Origin of the sequence: Algoriphagus sp. NBT04N3, from assembly GCF_019443765.1 — a bacterium.
Lineage (GTDB): Bacteria > Bacteroidota > Bacteroidia > Cytophagales > Cyclobacteriaceae > Algoriphagus > Algoriphagus ornithinivorans.
Genome location: NZ_CP048415.1, coordinates 3,259,061 through 3,276,673 on the forward strand (window position 1 = coordinate 3,259,061; position 17,613 = coordinate 3,276,673).

Annotated in this window: 32 protein-coding genes; all 32 read right to left on the reverse strand. The window is 41.3% G+C overall.

Annotated elements, in window-relative coordinates; translation table 11 throughout:
• Nucleotides 1–83: 83 nt before the first annotated feature.
• Entirely contained in the window at nt 84–617 is a 534-nt protein-coding gene (gene rplQ / locus GYM62_RS14080) for a 50S ribosomal protein L17 (protein WP_144606829.1), read from the reverse strand.
• 5 nt (nt 618–622) lie between these two features.
• The gene (locus GYM62_RS14085; protein ID WP_091652882.1) at nt 623–1,612 is read right to left on the reverse strand and encodes a DNA-directed RNA polymerase subunit alpha; all 990 of its coding nucleotides are present in this window, start codon (nt 1,610–1,612) and stop codon (nt 623–625) included.
• A 39-nt stretch (nt 1,613–1,651) separates the two neighbouring features.
• On the reverse strand, nt 1,652–2,257 hold the full coding sequence (gene rpsD, locus GYM62_RS14090) for a 30S ribosomal protein S4 (RefSeq protein ID WP_091652879.1): 606 nt from the start codon (nt 2,255–2,257) through the stop codon (nt 1,652–1,654).
• Nucleotides 2,258–2,274: 17 nt separating this feature from the next.
• A complete protein-coding gene (gene rpsK / locus GYM62_RS14095) occupies nt 2,275–2,673 on the reverse strand; it encodes a 30S ribosomal protein S11 (RefSeq protein ID WP_091652876.1) in 399 nt (132 codons plus the stop codon).
• Between the two features lie 15 nt (nt 2,674–2,688).
• Complete coding sequence (gene rpsM / locus GYM62_RS14100; RefSeq protein ID WP_091652874.1) at nt 2,689–3,066, reverse strand: 30S ribosomal protein S13; 378 nt, start codon at nt 3,064–3,066, stop codon at nt 2,689–2,691.
• A gap of 2 nt (nt 3,067–3,068) precedes the next feature.
• Complete coding sequence (gene rpmJ / locus GYM62_RS14105; RefSeq protein ID WP_091652871.1) at nt 3,069–3,185, reverse strand: 50S ribosomal protein L36; 117 nt, start codon at nt 3,183–3,185, stop codon at nt 3,069–3,071.
• 94 nt (nt 3,186–3,279) lie between these two features.
• Nucleotides 3,280–3,498 carry a translation initiation factor IF-1 gene (infA, locus tag GYM62_RS14110; RefSeq protein ID WP_008202999.1) on the reverse strand — a complete coding sequence of 73 codons (219 nt, stop codon included), beginning with the start codon at nt 3,496–3,498 and terminating at the stop codon, nt 3,280–3,282.
• A gap of 1 nt (nt 3,499) precedes the next feature.
• Nucleotides 3,500–4,273, reverse strand: coding sequence for a type I methionyl aminopeptidase (map, locus tag GYM62_RS14115; protein ID WP_091652868.1), 774 nt, complete (start codon nt 4,271–4,273; stop codon nt 3,500–3,502).
• 1 nt (nt 4,274) lies between these two features.
• The gene (secY, locus tag GYM62_RS14120) at nt 4,275–5,594 is read right to left on the reverse strand and encodes a preprotein translocase subunit SecY (protein WP_091652866.1); all 1,320 of its coding nucleotides are present in this window, start codon (nt 5,592–5,594) and stop codon (nt 4,275–4,277) included.
• 4 nt (nt 5,595–5,598) lie between these two features.
• Nucleotides 5,599–6,045: a 50S ribosomal protein L15 gene (gene rplO, locus GYM62_RS14125; protein ID WP_091652863.1), complete on the reverse strand. Its 447-nt coding sequence runs from the start codon at nt 6,043–6,045 to the stop codon at nt 5,599–5,601.
• A gap of 2 nt (nt 6,046–6,047) precedes the next feature.
• A complete protein-coding gene (gene rpmD / locus GYM62_RS14130) occupies nt 6,048–6,227 on the reverse strand; it encodes a 50S ribosomal protein L30 (RefSeq protein ID WP_091652860.1) in 180 nt (59 codons plus the stop codon).
• 5 nt (nt 6,228–6,232) lie between these two features.
• Nucleotides 6,233–6,751, reverse strand: a complete 519-nt coding sequence (gene rpsE / locus GYM62_RS14135; protein ID WP_091652857.1) for a 30S ribosomal protein S5 — start codon at nt 6,749–6,751, stop codon at nt 6,233–6,235.
• A 5-nt stretch (nt 6,752–6,756) separates the two neighbouring features.
• Nucleotides 6,757–7,107 carry a 50S ribosomal protein L18 gene (gene rplR, locus GYM62_RS14140; RefSeq protein WP_219956902.1) on the reverse strand — a complete coding sequence of 117 codons (351 nt, stop codon included), beginning with the start codon at nt 7,105–7,107 and terminating at the stop codon, nt 6,757–6,759.
• A 6-nt stretch (nt 7,108–7,113) separates the two neighbouring features.
• Nucleotides 7,114–7,671: a 50S ribosomal protein L6 gene (gene rplF / locus GYM62_RS14145; protein WP_219956903.1), complete on the reverse strand. Its 558-nt coding sequence runs from the start codon at nt 7,669–7,671 to the stop codon at nt 7,114–7,116.
• Between the two features lie 9 nt (nt 7,672–7,680).
• Nucleotides 7,681–8,076 (reverse strand): 30S ribosomal protein S8, encoded by a 396-nt coding sequence (gene rpsH / locus GYM62_RS14150; protein ID WP_091652847.1) that lies wholly within the window; start codon nt 8,074–8,076, stop codon nt 7,681–7,683.
• A gap of 82 nt (nt 8,077–8,158) precedes the next feature.
• Nucleotides 8,159–8,428, reverse strand: a complete 270-nt coding sequence (gene rpsN / locus GYM62_RS14155) for a 30S ribosomal protein S14 (RefSeq protein ID WP_026956459.1) — start codon at nt 8,426–8,428, stop codon at nt 8,159–8,161.
• Nucleotides 8,429–8,430: 2 nt separating this feature from the next.
• Nucleotides 8,431–8,991, reverse strand: a complete 561-nt coding sequence (gene rplE, locus GYM62_RS14160; RefSeq protein WP_219956904.1) for a 50S ribosomal protein L5 — start codon at nt 8,989–8,991, stop codon at nt 8,431–8,433.
• The gene (gene rplX / locus GYM62_RS14165; protein ID WP_091652843.1) at nt 8,984–9,328 is read right to left on the reverse strand and encodes a 50S ribosomal protein L24; all 345 of its coding nucleotides are present in this window, start codon (nt 9,326–9,328) and stop codon (nt 8,984–8,986) included. Before rplX ends, rplE begins: the two co-directional genes overlap by 8 nt.
• A gap of 2 nt (nt 9,329–9,330) precedes the next feature.
• Complete coding sequence (gene rplN / locus GYM62_RS14170) at nt 9,331–9,699, reverse strand: 50S ribosomal protein L14 (protein WP_026956456.1); 369 nt, start codon at nt 9,697–9,699, stop codon at nt 9,331–9,333.
• A gap of 2 nt (nt 9,700–9,701) precedes the next feature.
• Nucleotides 9,702–9,965 carry a 30S ribosomal protein S17 gene (rpsQ, locus tag GYM62_RS14175; RefSeq protein ID WP_091652840.1) on the reverse strand — a complete coding sequence of 88 codons (264 nt, stop codon included), beginning with the start codon at nt 9,963–9,965 and terminating at the stop codon, nt 9,702–9,704.
• 18 nt (nt 9,966–9,983) lie between these two features.
• Nucleotides 9,984–10,166, reverse strand: a complete 183-nt coding sequence (gene rpmC / locus GYM62_RS14180) for a 50S ribosomal protein L29 (RefSeq protein ID WP_091652837.1) — start codon at nt 10,164–10,166, stop codon at nt 9,984–9,986.
• Nucleotides 10,167–10,175: 9 nt separating this feature from the next.
• Nucleotides 10,176–10,595, reverse strand: coding sequence for a 50S ribosomal protein L16 (rplP, locus tag GYM62_RS14185; RefSeq protein ID WP_091652834.1), 420 nt, complete (start codon nt 10,593–10,595; stop codon nt 10,176–10,178).
• A gap of 23 nt (nt 10,596–10,618) precedes the next feature.
• On the reverse strand, nt 10,619–11,350 hold the full coding sequence (gene rpsC / locus GYM62_RS14190; protein WP_091652832.1) for a 30S ribosomal protein S3: 732 nt from the start codon (nt 11,348–11,350) through the stop codon (nt 10,619–10,621).
• Between the two features lie 9 nt (nt 11,351–11,359).
• Nucleotides 11,360–11,752: a 50S ribosomal protein L22 gene (gene rplV / locus GYM62_RS14195; RefSeq protein ID WP_091652829.1), complete on the reverse strand. Its 393-nt coding sequence runs from the start codon at nt 11,750–11,752 to the stop codon at nt 11,360–11,362.
• Nucleotides 11,753–11,754: 2 nt separating this feature from the next.
• Complete coding sequence (rpsS, locus tag GYM62_RS14200) at nt 11,755–12,033, reverse strand: 30S ribosomal protein S19 (RefSeq protein ID WP_106566639.1); 279 nt, start codon at nt 12,031–12,033, stop codon at nt 11,755–11,757.
• A gap of 2 nt (nt 12,034–12,035) precedes the next feature.
• Nucleotides 12,036–12,860, reverse strand: coding sequence for a 50S ribosomal protein L2 (rplB, locus tag GYM62_RS14205; protein ID WP_091652826.1), 825 nt, complete (start codon nt 12,858–12,860; stop codon nt 12,036–12,038).
• A gap of 13 nt (nt 12,861–12,873) precedes the next feature.
• Nucleotides 12,874–13,161, reverse strand: a complete 288-nt coding sequence (gene rplW, locus GYM62_RS14210; protein ID WP_026956448.1) for a 50S ribosomal protein L23 — start codon at nt 13,159–13,161, stop codon at nt 12,874–12,876.
• A gap of 4 nt (nt 13,162–13,165) precedes the next feature.
• Entirely contained in the window at nt 13,166–13,795 is a 630-nt protein-coding gene (rplD, locus tag GYM62_RS14215) for a 50S ribosomal protein L4 (RefSeq protein WP_091652823.1), read from the reverse strand.
• Between the two features lie 3 nt (nt 13,796–13,798).
• Nucleotides 13,799–14,431 carry a 50S ribosomal protein L3 gene (gene rplC / locus GYM62_RS14220; protein WP_219956905.1) on the reverse strand — a complete coding sequence of 211 codons (633 nt, stop codon included), beginning with the start codon at nt 14,429–14,431 and terminating at the stop codon, nt 13,799–13,801.
• 247 nt (nt 14,432–14,678) lie between these two features.
• Complete coding sequence (gene rpsJ / locus GYM62_RS14225; protein WP_024284766.1) at nt 14,679–14,984, reverse strand: 30S ribosomal protein S10; 306 nt, start codon at nt 14,982–14,984, stop codon at nt 14,679–14,681.
• 12 nt (nt 14,985–14,996) lie between these two features.
• A complete protein-coding gene (gene fusA, locus GYM62_RS14230) occupies nt 14,997–17,120 on the reverse strand; it encodes an elongation factor G (RefSeq protein ID WP_219956906.1) in 2,124 nt (707 codons plus the stop codon).
• Between the two features lie 5 nt (nt 17,121–17,125).
• Nucleotides 17,126–17,593 (reverse strand): 30S ribosomal protein S7, encoded by a 468-nt coding sequence (rpsG, locus tag GYM62_RS14235; protein ID WP_091652815.1) that lies wholly within the window; start codon nt 17,591–17,593, stop codon nt 17,126–17,128.
• Between the last annotated feature and the right edge of the window lie 20 nt (nt 17,594–17,613).

The following is a 17,613-nucleotide window of genomic DNA, read 5'->3' on the forward strand; positions in this document are numbered from 1 at the left end:
TTGCAAGGAGGAGGAATGTATGGGTATAAAAAAAGGATTGAACGAGAGTCCAATCCTTTCTATATTTTAAATTGAATATCAATTTACTTTTCTTCTGTGTCAGCATCAGTTGAATCAGCAGAAGCTTCTGGAGCCTTAGGCTCTTCAGTTTTTGCTTCAGCAGCAGGTGCAGCAGCAGTAGTTTCAGCAGGCTTGCTAGAACCTCTTCTAGATCTTCTAGTAGTTTTCTTAGCAGGCTTCGCATCTTTCAACATCAATTCGTTGAAGTCAACCAATTCGATGATACACATTTCAGCGTTATCACCCAATCTGAAACCAGTTTTGATGATACGAGTGTATCCTCCGGGACGAGTACCAACTTTCGCGATTACTTCACCAAACAAAGCAATGATAGCTTCTTTGTTTTTCAAGTAAGAGAAAGCCATACGTCTGTTGTGAGTGGTATCTTCCTTTGCTCTAGTGATCAAAGGCTCCACATATTTCTTCAATTCTTTTGCCTTGGCAAGCGTGGTTGAGATACGCTTGTGAAGAATCAGCGAAGTTGCCATGTTGGAAAGCATTGATTTCCTGTGAGCAGCCTTCCTTCCAAGGTGGTTAAATTTCTTACCGTGTCTCATTTTATTTATTCTTCATCAAGTTTATACTTTGAAATATCCATTCCAAAGGTCAAGCCTTTTTCCTGAATCAACTGCTCCAATTCAGCAAGTGACTTCTTACCGAAGTTTCTGAATTTCATCATATCAGAAATTTCTAACTTGGCAAGATCTCCCAAGGTCTTCACATCAGCAGCTTTCAAACAGTTGAAAGCACGTACAGAAAGATCTAGATCGCTTAGAGAAGTCTTCAAAAGCTTTCTCATGTGAAGGAACTCTTCATCGATTGGCTCTGGCTCGGCAACTCCAGTAGAGTCAAGAACCATAGTCTGATCAGAGAATAGCATAAAGTGCTGAATCAAAATCTTAGCAGATTCCTGAAGTGCTTTCTCAGGATGGATAGAACCATCAGTTGAAACTTCAAGGATTAATTTTTCGAAGTCAGTCTTTTGCTCCACACGGGTATTTTCTACGCTGTACTTTACATTTTTGATTGGTGTAAAGATGGCGTCGATGGCAATTTGCCCGAATACCTGCTCTTTTGGTTTGGATTCTTCAGCTGGTAAGTAGCCTCTTCCTTTTTCGACATTCAATTCGATCTCGAAAGTTTTGGACTCATCGATGTGGCAAATAACCAAATCCGGATTCAATACCTCGAAGGAAGAAGTGAACTTCGCAATGTCCCCTGCAGTGAAGACAGACTGATTTTTTACTTCCACAGTGATCTTTCCGTCAAATGCTTCATGCACTTTCTTGAAACGTACCTGCTTCAGGTTCAAAATAATGTCGGTCACATCCTCCACTACACCATCGATGGTGGAAAATTCATGCACCACTCCAGGAATCTTGATGGAAGTGATGGCATAACCCTCCAACGAAGAAAGCAAAATTCTTCTTAGGGCGTTACCGATGGTAACTCCATAGCCTTTTTCCAGTGGTTTGAAAGTAAACAAGCCATGGAAGTCATCGGCTTTTTCCATTACCACTTTTTCGGGCATTTGAAATGCTAGTATGGACATATATCTTGTTCTTTTTTTAAAAGCTGAAAATAGTAAATATTACTTAGAGTAAAGTTCGACGATGAGCTGCTCCTTGATATTTTCTGGAATATCATCTCTAGAAGGCACACTGACGAATTTGCCGGACAAAGAAGCGCTATCCCACTCTAACCAGGAATACTTGTTTGCACCTCTACCAGCTAAGCTATTGGTAATAGCCTCCAAAGACTTGGAACGTTCTCTTACAGAAACCACATCTCCTGGCTTCAATGAGTAAGAAGGAATGTTCACTACTTCACCGTTTACTAGAATATGCTTGTGAGAAACCAATTGTCTTGCACCTCTTCTAGTTGGGGAGATTCCCATTCTATAGACGGTGTTATCCAATCTAGCTTCCAAAAGCTGAAGCAAGTTCTCACCTGTGATACCCTGCTTTCTAGAAGCGATATCAAACATTTTAGCGAACTGTCTTTCCAATACACCGTAGATGTATTTTGCTTTTTGCTTTTCAGCAAGCTGGATAGCATATTCTGACTGCTTCTTTCTTCTTCCACGACCATGCTGTCCTGGAGGATAGTTTTTCTTTTGAAGCGCTTTGCTATGCCCTTCGATAGGCTCGCCAAACTTTCGGGCGATCTTTGCTTTAGGACCTGTATATCTAGCCATTTCTTACAATTTTATAATTAAACTCTTCTACGCTTAGGTGGACGACATCCATTGTGTGGCATTGGAGTCACATCGATGATAGTAGTCACATCCAAACCTACATTTTGCAATGTTCTGATCGCGGATTCACGACCAGCACCTGGACCTTTTACGAATACTTCGATTTTTCTCAAACCTAAGTCGTAAGCAACCTGACCGCAGTTTTGAGCGGCCATTTGCGCAGCGTAAGGAGTATTTTTCTTAGAACCTCTGAAACCCATTTTACCGGCAGAAGCCCAAGAGATTACTTGTCCTGCATTATTGGTAATAGAGATGATGATATTGTTGAAGGAGGCTTTGATATGCGCCTGACCTACAGCTTCTACCTTTACTACTCTTTTTTTACCTTTTGCTTTATCGTTTCTTTTCTGAGCCATAATCTAAATCAGGTTTTATTTAGTTGCCTTCTTCTTGTTAGCAACAGTCTTTCTCTTACCCTTCCTTGTTCTGGCGTTGTTTTTAGTCTTTTGACCACGCACCGGAAGTCCTTTTCTGTGTCTCAAACCTCTATAACAACCAATATCCATTAGTCGCTTGATGTTCAATTGGATCTCTGATTTCAAAACACCTTCGGTTCTGAATTCTTCGGCAATGATATTACGGATAGCGGTAGATTCGTCATCATTCCACTCACCTGCTTTCTTGTCGAAAGAGATACCGGCTTTGCTCAGGATAGCTCTGGCGGAGCTTCTTCCGATTCCGAAGATGTAGGTAAGACCTACTTCCCCGCGCTTATTGTCTGGTATATCTACACCTGCAATTCTAGCCATGATTAACCTTGTCTTTGTTTAAACTTAGGATTCTTCTTATTGATGACATAAAGTTTCCCATTCCTTCGGATCAACTTACAGTCAACGCTTCTCTTTTTGATAGATGCTTTAACTTTCATATGAGTATAATTTTATTGTCGGCCATATGATATCTCGCTTGTCAGTGGATCATCTTTAATAAAGAAAATCCGACTTGCTCGATTTCATATCAGTTTATTTATATCGATATACTATTCTACCTTTAGATAAATCATATGGAGAAAGTTCTAATTTGACACGATCTCCAGGTAGGATTTTAATGTAATTCATCCTCATCTTGCCGGAAATATGCGCAATCAACTGGTGGCCGTTTTCCAACTCGACTTTGAACATTGCATTGGATAAAGCTTCGATGATTGTTCCGTCTTGCTCTATTGATGTCTGTTTTGCCATATTAGAATTTAAAATTCTCTTCTATGTATTTATGGGTCGTTAAGACCTCAGTTCTATCTTCGAAAATCGCTACTGTATGCTCATAATGTGCAGATGGTTTTCTATCCGAAGTCCGGATTGTCCATCCATCAGCCTCTTGGACAATATTTCTAGATCCAAGATTTACCATGGGCTCAATCGCAATTACCATCCCTGCTTTTAACAGAGGACCGCTCCCCCTTTTACCATAATTGGGTACTTCTGGTGCCTCATGCAAATTTTTACCAAGTCCATGGCCTACAAGTTCTCTTACAACTGTATAGCCTTTGGCTTCAACAAATTTTTGAATGGCATTGCCAATATCCCCAATACGGTTACCAAAAATTGCCTGTTCGATTCCCAAGTAAAGTGAATCTTTAGTGGCTCTAAGTAAATTCAGAACAGGAGTGGAAACTTCACCGACAGGGTAAGTATAAGCGGAATCGCTATGAAAACCTTGGTGAAAGACTCCACAATCTACTGAGATTATATCGCCATCTTTCAATTCATATTCGCTGGGAAAACCGTGAACAACAACTTCGTTCACAGAAATACAGAGTGATGCGGGAAAACCGTTGTAGCCCTTAAATGAAGGAACTGCACCGTGATCCCGAATAAACTCTTCAGCAATTTTATCTAGGTGAGAGGTCTTTTCCCCTACCTTGATATGTTTGGCTACTTCCCCGTGGGCTTTCGCCAAAATATCTGCACTTTCTTTAATCTTTTGAACCTCCTCTGAGGTCTTGTAATGAATCATCTTAAGCTACTTGGTAATTAGAAGGATTATTCTTCATATTACCAGACTTCATCATTCCTTCGTAATGTCTCATCAATAGATAACTTTCAATCTGACGAAGTGTATCCATAATAACACCTACCATAATCAACAAGGAAGTACCTCCATAGAACTGAGCAAACTCTCCACCAACACCAGCAATTATAGCCAAGGCAGGAAGAATCGCTACAGCTGCCAAAAGGATAGAACCTGGCAATGTGATTTTGGAAATGATTCCATCTATAAACTCAGAGGTAGGAGCTCCAGGCTTAATACCCGGTACAAACCCACCATTTCTCTTCATATCTTCTGCAATCTGCTCAGGATTAACCGTGATGGCAGTGTAGAAGAAAGTGAATACAATGATCAATACTGCAAAGAGCAAGTTATACTGCCAAGAAGTGAAGTCAGAGAAGGTCGTTCCGATATAGTTAGCTATATCACTTTCACCTGCCCAAATCTGAGCGATCAAAGCTGGAACGAACATTAAAGACTGAGCAAAGATGATAGGCATTACACCAGACGCATTCACTTTAATTGGAATGTACTGACGCTGTCCTCCATAAACCTTGCCGCCTACAACTTGCTTGGCATATTGAACCGGAATTCTTCTTGTAGCTTCTGTCAAGGCAATCACCCCAACTACTACAAAGAACAACACACCCGCTTCAATTAATAGAAGCAAAAGACCTGAGGATCCTTTCTCAACACCTTCAGCAATTAATGCTCCAGGGAATCGAGAAATAATACCAATCATGATCAACATTGAGATACCGTTTCCGATACCTTTCTCTGTGATTTTCTCTCCTAACCACATACAGAACATAGTTCCAGCAGAAAGCAACACAAGGGAGCTGAACATGAACAAGGAAGTACTTACCATCACTGCGCCAGTAGGTAGTATAGTAGCTGTAACGTAGCCTATACCTTGCGCGATTGTAATCAGAATGGTAAGAACTCGAGTGATCTGGTTGATTCTTTTTCTTCCAGATTCACCCTCCTTTTGCATTTTTTGAAAGTAGGGTACTCCGACAGTCAACAGCTGCAACACGATGGAAGCAGAAATGTAAGGCATAATACCCAGTCCAAAGATGGAGGCATTACTAAACGCACCACCTAGGAATGTATCTATCAGACCAAATATCCCTTCTTGAGGTCCTCCTAATTTAGAAGGATCAACTCCAGGAAGTACGATAAAAGAACCCAATCTGAAAATGATCAAAAAACCGATCGTATTCAAGATTCTCACTCGTAGGTCTTCGATAGAGAAAATGTTCTTAACTGTCGAAATAAACTTTTTCATTTAATTAAATCTTGTTTACTGAACCACCCGCTTTTTCAATGGCAGCTACAGCGCTGGCAGAGAAGCTATGAGCAGTTACTGATACTTTGGAACTCAATTCACCTCCGCCCAAAATCTTGATTTTGTCGTTTTTGGAAGCGATGCCATGAGACACCATTGTATCCATATCGATTGATTCAAGATTGTAGGTCGTTGCAAGGCTTTGCAAGGTATCCAAATTTACCGGTTTGAACTCAACTCTGTTCAAGCTTTTGAAACCAAATTTAGGAACTCTTCTTTGAAGTGGCATTTGACCACCTTCAAAGCCCAATTTAGTCTTATAACCGGATCTTGATTTTGCACCTTTATGACCTCTTGTAGAAGTTCCCCCTCTACCGGATCCAGTACCTCTACCAATTCTCTTACGATTTTTGGTTGATCCTTCGGCTGGTTGTAATGTATGCAGTTTCATAATTAAGCTTCCTCCACTTTTACAAGGTGATTAACTTTCTTGACCATACCGGCAATCTGTGGAGTATTTTCTACTTCAACAGATTTGTTGATTTTGCCTAGACCTAAAGCAGTAATGGTAGCTTTTTGATCTTTTGGTCTGTCAATAACAGATTTCGTTTGTGTGATTTTGATCTTAGCCATGATGATTATCCATTAAAAACTTTAGACATTTTCACACCTCTCTGTTGTGACACAGAGATAGCATCTCTCAGTTGCATCAACGCATCGATGGTTGCTTTCACCACGTTGTGTGGGTTGGAAGAACCTTTGGACTTAGCCAATACGTCAGTTACACCTGCAGATTCCAATACGGCACGCATCGCACCACCGGCGATAACACCAGTACCTGCAGCAGCTGGTTTGATAAGGACAAAACCTCCACCAAACTTACCAATCTGCTCATGCGGAATAGTACCTTTCAAAACCGGTACTTTTACCAAGTTTTTCTTTGCGTCCTCGATGCCTTTAGTGATTGCATCAGTTACTTCGTTGGCTTTACCCAAGCCGTAACCTACAACACCATTGCCATCTCCGACTACTACGATTGCGGAAAAAGAGAATCTCCTACCACCTTTTACCACTTTGGCTACTCGGTTGATCGCTACTACTTTTTCTTTTAAATCTGTATCTGTGGCCCTAATGGGCTTCTTTTTCAGTTGAGACATAATAATTAAAATTTAAGGCCTCCCTCTCTGGCACCATCTGCCAAAGCTTTCACTTTTCCGTGATACAAGTAGCCATTTCTGTCAAATACTACTTCGCTAACACCATTGGCAACGGCTCTCTCAGCGAGTTTTTTACCAACCTCCGTAGCGATTGATACATTGGTGTTTTCTTTAGCGCCCAACTCCTTAGAGGAAGCCTGAGCCAAAGTACGACCCTTAAGGTCATCCACCAATTGCGCGTAGATACCAGTATTACTTTTGAATACTGATAAACGTGGTCTGGAATCGGTACCGGAGATCTTTCTGCGGATACCCTGCTTGATTCTAAGTCTTCTGGAATTCTTATTAAATGCCATAACCTATTATTTTTTACCGGCAGTTTTACCAGCCTTACGTCTAATTTGTTCACCAACGAAGCGCACACCTTTGCCTTTGTAAGGCTCGATCTTACGAAGAGATCTAATTTTTGCCGCTACTTGTCCGATCAATTCTTTGTCTATTGCTTCCAAAGAGATGATTGGATTTTTACCTTTCGGAGTCTCAGTCTTCACAGATACACTTTCAGGAAGTGCAAAGAAGATGTTGTGAGAATATCCCAAGTTCAATTCTAATACTTGACCTTGGTTGGTTGCCTTATAACCTACACCTACAAGTTCCAAGTCTTTCTTGAATCCTTCAGAAACTCCGATCACCATATTGTTGATCAAAGATCTGTAAAGACCATGCATAGACTTATGTCTTTTAGAGTCAGTAGGTCTGGAAACAACGATCTGGTTGTTTTCCACTGTCACCTGAATATCAGGATTCACATCCTGAGTCAGTGTACCCTTTGGACCTTTAACAGTAACTACACCTTTTGTAGCCACGTCTACAGTAACACCGCTGGGTAGATTTATTGGTTTTTTACCTATTCTTGACATGATAGTAAATTAATATACGTAGCAAAGTACTTCGCCCCCGATACCTTCGGTGCGGGCTTCTTTGTCTGTCATTACCCCTTTAGAGGTCGAAATAACGGCAATACCAAGTCCATTGATGACTCTTGGTAGCTCGTCATGTTTTACATACTTTCTTAAACCTGGCGTACTAACTCTCTTCAGGCTCACGATTGCATTCTTCTTGGTAGTTGGATTGTATTTCAAAGCAATTTTGATTGTGCCTTGAGGTCCGTTATCCTCAAACTTATAGTTCTGGATATACCCTTTGTCATGCAATACTTTAGTGATCTCCTTCTTGATATTAGAAGCAGGTATCTCAACGATTCTGTGAGAAGCCTTAATGGCATTTCTCAATCTAGTCAGATAATCGGCTATTGGATCAGTCATGGTATTATATAGTCTAGCTCCACCCGTTTTGGGCGTGCAAAGTTACGAATTGATTTTTTAAATAAAAACTACTGTCGTTATTTTACCAGCTGGACTTAGTCACTCCCGGAATCTTGCCTGCTGAGGCCATTTCTCGGAAGGTTACCCTGTTGATACCAAACTTTCTCATGTAGCCTTTTGGACGACCGGTCAACTTACATCTGTTGTGAAGTCTAACCGGAGAAGCGTTCTTTGGCAATTTATCAAGTGCCTCATAATCGCCAGCTGCTTTCAGCTCAGCTCTTTTCTTGGCATACTTGGCTACCAGACGTTCTCTTTTTCTCTCACGAGCTTTGATGGACTCTCTTGCCATGATTATTCTTCTTTATTTTTATTAACGAACGGCATACCGAAAGCCTTCAACAACGCGAAGCTTTCTTCGTCAGTATTTGCGGTAGTCACAAATGTGATATCCATACCGGAAATTCTATTTACTTTTTCGATAGAGATTTCTGGGAAGATGATTTGTTCGGTAACACCTAAAGTGTAGTTACCTCTTCCATCAAATCCTTTGTCAGAAATTCCTTTGAAGTCACGAACACGTGGAAGTGCCACGGTCATCAATCTATCAAGGAATTCATACATTTTCTCTCCTCTCAAAGTAACTTTAGCTCCGATAGGCATGCCTTCTCTTAGCTTAAAGTTAGAAACAGAAGTTTTAGCTTTGGTAGAAACTGCTCTTTGACCTGTGATCAAAGAAAGTTCTTCCACGCCTTGGTCAACCAATTTCTTATCAGCTACTGCAGCACCGATACCTTTGTTAAGCACAATTTTGCTCAACTTAGGAACCTGCATTACAGAAGAATACTGGAATTTTTCTTTCAAAGCAGGAACGATATCGTTCACATACTTTTGCTTCATTCTAGGATTAGCCATTGATCACCTCCCCTGTTTTCTTAGAGTATCTTACTAATTTACCATTTTCGCCTGCCTTGCGTCCAGTTCTGGTAGCTTCACCAGTCTTAGGATCTACAAGCATCAGGTTACTGATATGTACAGAAGCTTCTTTCTTCTCGATACCACCTTGAGGCTTAGCAGCAGTAGGCTTCACGTGTTTAGTCACGATATTGATACCTTCTACATAAGCTCTGCTTTTAGCAGTATCTACAGAAAGAACTTTCCCTGTTTTACCTTTGTCATCACCTGCGATCACTTTCACAGTGTCTCCGGTTTTGATGTGCAGTTTAGACTGCTTGTTGAATTTTCTTTCCATGATTACAATACTTCAGGGGCCAAAGAAACGATTTTCATAAACTGCTTCTCTCTCAATTCTCTAGCCACAGGGCCGAAAATACGAGTACCTCTAGGTTCATCGTTGTTGTTCAACAATACAGCAGCGTTGTCCTCGAAACGAATGTAAGAACCGTCTTTACGTCTTACTTCTTTCTTGGTACGTACGATAACCGCTCTTGAAACGGTACCTTTTTTCATGTTGCTGGAGGAAAGGGCAGACTTTACAGTCACGACTACTTTATCACCGATAGAAGCATATCGTTTTTTAGTTCCTCCCAATACGCGGATGACCAATACCTCTTTGGCACCGGAGTTGTCCGCCACACTTAGTCTGGATTCTTGCTGTATCATGATTACTTAGCCCTTTCAATAATTTCAACTAATCTCCAACGCTTGTTCTTACTCAGCGGACGAGTTTCACTTATTTTCACGATGTCACCTGGGTTACACTCGTTTTTCTCGTCATGAGCCATAAATTTGGTAGTCTTTGCAACGAACTTACCGTACATTCCGTGTTTTACTCTTCTCTCCACGGCTACAGTAATGGACTTATCCATCTTGTTGCTTACGACTTTACCAATTCTTTCTTTTCGAAGATTTCTTTCGATCGTAGCCATTTTATTTTCTGTTAGCTATTATTTGCCAGCCAATGCAGTCTTCAATCTTGCGATAAGACGCTTGGTTTCGCGTATTCTGTTAGGATTCTCGATGGGAGAAATTGAGTGAGCAAATTGAAGTTTGCTCAGATTCGTTTTCTCGGCGCTGATTTTCTCAGCGATTTCACTTGCGGAAAGTGATTGGATCTCTGTATTTTTCATAGTTCCTAATTATTCTGCGTAGTCTCTACGAACAACAAATTTGGTGCTTACAGGAAGTTTCTGCTGAGCCAATCTTAAGGCTTCCTTAGCAGTTTCCAAAGGTACACCAGTAGCTTCGAAGAGGATGGTTCCAGGCTTGATAACTGCTACCCAATATTCAGGAGCACCTTTACCTTTACCCATACGTACTTCAGCAGGCTTCTTAGTGATAGGTTTGTCAGGGAAAATTCTGATCCAAACCTGACCTTCTCTTTTCATTGCTCTTGTCATAGCGATACGAGCTGCCTCGATCTGACGAGAGGTGATCCATCCTGCTTCCAGGGACTTGATGCCAAAGTTGCCAAAAGCGAGCGTATGCCCTCTTTGTGCAATGCCTTTGACACGGCCCTTTTGCATTTTTCTATATTTAGTTCTTTTCGGCTGTAACATGATTTCTCACTTATCGGTGAAAATTAGTTATTTCTTTTTCTGCGTCTAGGACCTCCGTCTCTCTTAGGACCAGCATTTCTTGGGCCTTTTGGCTCATTAGCTGCACCTTGATTAGGAGACAAGTCTCTCTTACCGTACACTTCACCTTTGAAGATCCACACTTTGATACCGATAATACCGTAAACAGTCAATGCTTCGGAAATAGCGTAATCAATGTCGGCTCTCAATGTGTGTAGAGGAATACGACCCTCTTTGTACATTTCAGAACGGGCCATTTCGGCACCACCTAAACGACCAGAAAGTTTTACTTTGATTCCTTCTGCTCCCACTCTCATGGATGCTGCAATGGCTTGTTTCATTGCTCTTCTGAAGGAAATTCTAGCCTGAAGCTGCTGAGCGATAGACTCACCTACTAACTTGGCATCCAATTCAGGTCTCTTGATTTCGAAGATATTGATTTGAATGTCTTTGTTGGTGATCTTTTTAAGCTCTTCTTTTAGCTTATCTACTTCGGCTCCACCTTTACCAATAACTACACCTGGTCGAGCGGTATGAATGGTAAGTGTGATTCTCTTAAGCGTACGCTCAATGATCACCTTAGCAATCCCACCCTTAGGAATTCTGGCAAGGACGTACTTACGGATTTGCTGATCTTCGTATAGTTTTTCAGCGAAGTCTTTCCCACCATACCAGTTGGAATCCCAGCCTTTGACTACACCAAGTCTAAATCCTATTGGGTTAATCTTTTGTCCCATAGTCTGTTCTTAATTTGCCTTTTCGTTTGTTTCTACTACATCAGCGGTAACATCCTCAGCATTGAAAGCATCAATTACTAGGGTTACATGATTGGATCTTTTGCGGATTCTGTGACCACGACCCTGAGGAGCAGGTCTCAATCTCTTAAGAGATCTACCTTCATCCACCATGATGGTTTTCACATATAGATCAGCTTCTTCAAGCTTTGCATCAGGATTTTTTGCCTGCCAGTTTGCCACTGCAGAAAGAAGAAGTTTTTCCAATTTCATGGCTCCATGATTAGGAGTAAACTTCAAAATGCTGAGCGCCAATCCCACTCTTTTGCCTCTGACCAAGTCAGCCACCAAACGCATTTTGCGTGGGGAAGTAGGAACATTATTTAATCTTGCTATTGCTTCCATGATTATCTCTTTCCTTTATCTTTTTTGGCAATGTGGCCTCTGAAATTTCTGGTAGGAGCAAATTCACCTAGCTTGTGACCTACCATGTTGTCTGTTACAAATACCGGGATGAATTTATTTCCGTTATGCACAGCGAAGGTATGTCCTACGAAATCTGGAGAAATCATGGATCTTCTTGACCAAGTCTTGATGACGGATTTCTTTCCGGACTCGTTCATAGCATCCACTTTTTTCGCTAGATGGTGCTCGATATAAGGACCTTTTTTTAATGAACGTGCCATAATTATTTAGATCTTTTGCTAACGATGAACTTGTTTGAATACTTCTTAGGTGATCTGGTTTTCTTACCTTTAGACAACAAGCCCTTACGGGATCTTGGATGTCCACCGGAAGATCTACCTTCACCACCACCCATTGGGTGATCTACTGGGTTCATAGCTACACCTCTTACTCGAGGTCTTACTCCTAACCATCTCTTACGACCGGCTTTACCCAACACTACGTTCATGTGGTCTCCGTTGGAAACTGTACCTACAGTCGCCATACAAACACCCAAAACGAGTCTCATCTCTCCGGATGGAAGTTTGATGGTCACATATTTACCCTCACGGGCAACAATCTGTGCATAACCACCAGCACTTCTTACCATTGCAGCACCTTTACCTGGTTTCAATTCCACGCAGTGTACAATAGTACCCATTGGGATATTCATCAAGTGCATTGCGTTACCCACTTCAGGAGCAACTTGCTCACCGGAAATCACTGTTTGTCCCACTTGCAAACCTTCCGGGGCGATAATGTAGGCTTTAGCACCGTCAGCATAATATAGTAGGGCTAGACGAGCTGTTCTGTTTGGATCGTACTCGATTGCCTTTACGGTAGCAGGTACACCAAACTTATTTCTTTTAAAGTCAACTACTCTGAGTCTTCTTTTATGACCACCACCCATATAGCGGGCAGTCATTTTGCCTTCATTATTTCTACCGCCTGACTTCTTAATAGGAGCAAGAAGAGATTTTTCCGGCGTTGACTTGGTAATCTCGTCAAACGCTGGAGCTACTCTGAATCTTGTTCCTGGAGTTACAGGCTTCAATTTTTTAATTGCCATGATATTGATTCAATTAAATTTCTCCGTAAAAATCAATTACCTCTCCATCAGCTACTTGCACGATTGCTTTTTTGAAAGCGTTAGTGAAGCCTGATACGATTCTTGTCTTGGTGTATCTTGTCTTATGCTTCGCAGCATATCTCATGGTTCTTACTGATACCACTTTCACACCATATGCTTTTTCTACAGCATTCTTGATTTCTGGTTTCTTTGCGGTTTTCTCCACAATGAATCCATAAACGCCTTTTTCGTTCATGGCAGAAATCTTTTCTGTAATCAAAGGCTGCTTTAGAATATCCATTGTCTTATTTCGATAAAATGGTTTCCAATTTACTTACAGAATCTTCACAGATCACCAAGTGATCAGCATTCAGAAGCTGGTAAGTATTTACATCATTCACAGTCACAACTTTCGCCTTAGGAAGGTTTCTGCTGGATAGGTAAACGTTCTTGTTATCTTCAGGGAGAACCAAAAGCGTCTTCTTATCGGATAGCGCCAATCCATTAAGCAAAGCCAGATAGTTTTTAGTTTTTGGAGCATCAAAAGAGATGTTTTCTAAAACTGAAAGGCTGTTATCTTTCACTTTGTAGGAAAGAGCAGATTTTCTGGCTAGTTGTTTTACTTTCTTATTCAATTTGAAAGAGTAGTCTCTTGGCTTAGGACCAAAAACTCTACCTCCACCTCTGAAAAGCGGGGATTTCAAAGATCCAGCTCTAGCACCACCGGTACCTTTTTGCTTTTTGATCTTCTTGGTAGATCCTGCTACTTCATTTCTTTCTTTAGACTTATGAGTACCCTGTCTCTGATTAGCCAGGTACTGTTTTACATCCAGATAGATAGCGTTGTCATTTGGCTCGATTGCGAAAATCTCGTCAGACAATTGCACCTTTCTTCCGGTGTCTTCTCCTTTTTGATTAATTACTGCTAATTCCATGGCTTACTTCTCTAGAATTACATAAGAATTTTTTGGACCTGGTACTGAACCGGACACCAGAAGGAGATTTTGCTCAGCGTAAATTTTCAATACTCTGAGGTTCAATACTTTCACTCTGTCACCACCGGTTCTTCCAGCCATTCTCATACCCTTGAATACGCGGGATGGCCAAGAACAAGCACCAATGGAACCTGGGTGTCTCTGTCTGTTGTGCTGACCGTGAGTTTGTCCACCCACACCACCAAAACCATGACGCTTCACTACACCCTGGAAGCCTTTACCTTTAGAAGTACCGATAGCATCGACGAAGTCACCTTCTACGAATACCTCTCCGGCCTTCACAGTAGCTCCTAGATTTACCTGGCCTTCAAACTCGACCCGGAAATCACGGAACTCAACAACTTTGTGCTTCGGCGTTGTACCTGCCTTTTTAAAGTGACCTATCAGTGGCTTAGGAGTGTTTTTCTCCTTACGCTCACCGTAGGCCAACTGCACTGCGTTGTACCCGTCTGTTTCAACGTTTTTTACTTGCGTCACTACGCAAGGACCAGCTTCTATTAGCGTGCATGCGACATTACGTCCATCGGCACTAAAAATGCTAGTCATTCCTACTTTTTTTCCAATTATACCAGACATCTTTTATAAGATAATTTGATAATCCACAAGCATTTATACGCTTGGGCCCTTTTTAAGGACTGCAAAGTTACTGAAATAAAATTCTGCAACAAACCCCAACTCCTATATTTTCAAACATTTAGAAAATATTTCATTTGGAATTTGCCCTTTGGCCAGTCCAAAGGCCAATGAATCGTTGTTAATTTTTAAAAAAACAAAAGACCTGCATAGAAATGCAGGTCTGATGAGTTTGAGTTTTCAGGTTTTATCAAACCTTGATCTCTACATCCACTCCGCTTGGAAGTTCGATTTTCATCAAAGCATCCACAGTTTTAGAAGAGTTAGAGTAGATATCTACCAATCGCTTATAAGTACAAAGCTGATACTGGTCTCTTGCTTTCTTGTTTACGTGTGGGGATTTCAACACGGTAAACTTTTCTTTTTTGGTTGGCAATGGGATAGGTCCCACTACTACAGCACCAGTAGCTTTTACAGCTTTCACGATCTTCTCTGATGACTTGTCCACCAGGCTGTGATCGTATGATTTTAGTTTTATTCTAATTTTCTGATTCATCGCAAATATTGATTAGGCTTTCTGACCTTTTACGTTAGCAATTACAGTCTCCGCTATGTTGTTTGGCACTGGCTCATAGTGAGAGAATGTCAACGAAGCAGTAGCTCTACCGGAAGAGATAGTTCTCAAATCGGTGATATAACCAAACAGTTCAGATAAGGGAACAGACGCTTTGATTACGGAAGAAGTACCTTTGGTATCCATTCCTTTCATCAAACCTCTTCTTCTGTTCAAGTCACCGGTGATAGGACCAGTGTATTCATCTGGAGTAACCACGTCTACTGACATGATTGGCTCTAGTAACTGAGGCTTACATTTTTTAGCAGCTTCTTTGAATCCGATTCTAGCAGCCAATTCAAAAGATAGTGCATCTGAATCGACGTCGTGGAAAGAACCGTGGAACAATCTAACCTTCATAGACTCGATAGGATAACCTGCCAAAGGACCATTCTTCATAGCTTCAGCAAATCCTTTCTGGATAGATGGAATAAATTCTTTTGGAATTACACCACCCACGATTCCGTTTACGAAATCCAATCCCGGTTTGATTTCTCCTGTTTCCGGATCTGGATCTTTTGGACCCAATTCGAATACGATATCGGCAAATTTACCTTTACCACCAGTTTGCTTCTTGTAAACTTCTTTGTGTTCTACTGAACCAAACAAAGCTTCTTTGTAAGCAACCTGAGGAGCACCTTGGTTAATTTCAACTTTGAATTCACGCTTCAATCGGTCGATGATGATATCCAAGTGAAGTTCACCCATACCTCTCAAGATAGTCTGGCCAGTTTCGTGGTCAGTGTTTACTTGAAGAGTTGGATCTTCTTCTACCAATTTGGCGATAGCCATACCTAGTTTATCAACATCCGCCTGAGTTTTAGGCTCAATTGCGTAACCGATAACTGGCTCAGGGAAGATCATGGACTCTAATACAACCTTACGCTTTTCGTCGCAAAGAGTATCTCCAGTCTTGATATCTTTAAATCCTACTACTGCACCGATATCACCGGCAACCAATCTTTCGATTTGGTTTTGCTTGTTGGCATGCATTTGGAATACTCTGGAGATACGCTCCTTGTTTCCAGAACGGCTATTGAATACATAAGACCCAGACTCAAGAATACCTGAGTAAGCTCTTACGAAACAAAGTCTACCTACGAATGGGTCAGTAGCAATTTTAAAGGCCAAACCAGCAAATGGTTCAGACTCATCTGGAGCGATTCTTACATCTTTCTCCTCGTCATTCAAATCATGAGCGATGATATCATCTTTGTCCAATGGAGAAGGAAGCAATTCCATCACCAAGTCCAACATGGTTTGAACACCTTTATTTTTGAAAGAAGATCCACATACCATAGGGACAATTTTCATGTCAATGGTTGCTTGTCTTAAAGCATTGAGGATTTCTTCTTCAGTGATTGAGTTTGGATCTTCGAAGAACTTCTCCATCAAAGACTCATCGTAGTCAGCAACAGCCTCAAGCAAATGCTCTCTCCACTGTTCAACTTCCTCTTTCAAGTCTTCAGGAATAGGAACTACTTCGTAAGTCATTCCCATATCCTCTTCGTTCCAAACGATACCTCTATTGTTGATCAAATCAACTACTCCTTTGAATTTGTCTTCAGAACCGATAGGAATCTGCAATGGAACAGCATAGCTACCCAACATTTCCTTCACCTGCTTACAAACTTCCAAGAAGTTAGCTCCTGCACGGTCCATTTTATTAACGAACCCGATACGAGCTACTTTATAATTATCAGCTAATCGCCAGTTGGTCTCAGACTGTGGCTCAACGCCGTCCACAGCACTGAACAGGAAAACCAATCCATCCAATACTCTTAGGGAACGGTTTACCTCAACGGTAAAGTCAACGTGTCCTGGAGTATCGATGATGTTGATTTGATATTTCTGATCTCTGTAGTTCCAAAAAACGGTAGTAGCAGCAGAAGTAATGGTGATACCTCTTTCCTGCTCCTGAGCCATCCAGTCCATAGTAGCAGCACCGTCGTGTACTTCACCTATTTTGTGGGAAACTCCAGAGTAAAAAAGGATTCGCTCTGTGGTAGTCGTTTTACCGGCATCAATGTGAGCGGCGATACCGATATTTCTGGTGTATTTTAAATCTCTTTTCGCCATCCTAATTAAAATCTAAAGTGAGAGAATGCTTTGTTGGCTTCTGCCATTCTGTGCGTATCATCTTTCTTCTTTACTGCAGCGCCTTCGCCTTTTGCAGCAGCGATGATTTCGCCAGCAAGTCTATCCATCATGGTTTTCTCACCTCTTTTTCGAGCATAGTTGATCATCCACTTGATTCCAAGGGCCATCTTTCTTTCAGGTCGGACTTCCATTGGAACTTGGAATGTAGCACCACCAACTCTACGACTCTTCACCTCTACGGATGGAGCAATATTGTTAAGCGCTTTTTTCCAAACTTCAAGACCATTCTCACCTACTTTGGATTCTACCTTTTCTACTGCATCGTAGAAAATCTTGTAAGCAATACTCTTCTTCCCATCTACCATCAGACAGTTCACAAACTTGGTAACCAAGGTATCATTGAACTTTGGATCAGGAAGAATATATCTCTTCTTTGGTTTCGCTTTTCTCATTTCTTCTTAAACATTAAATA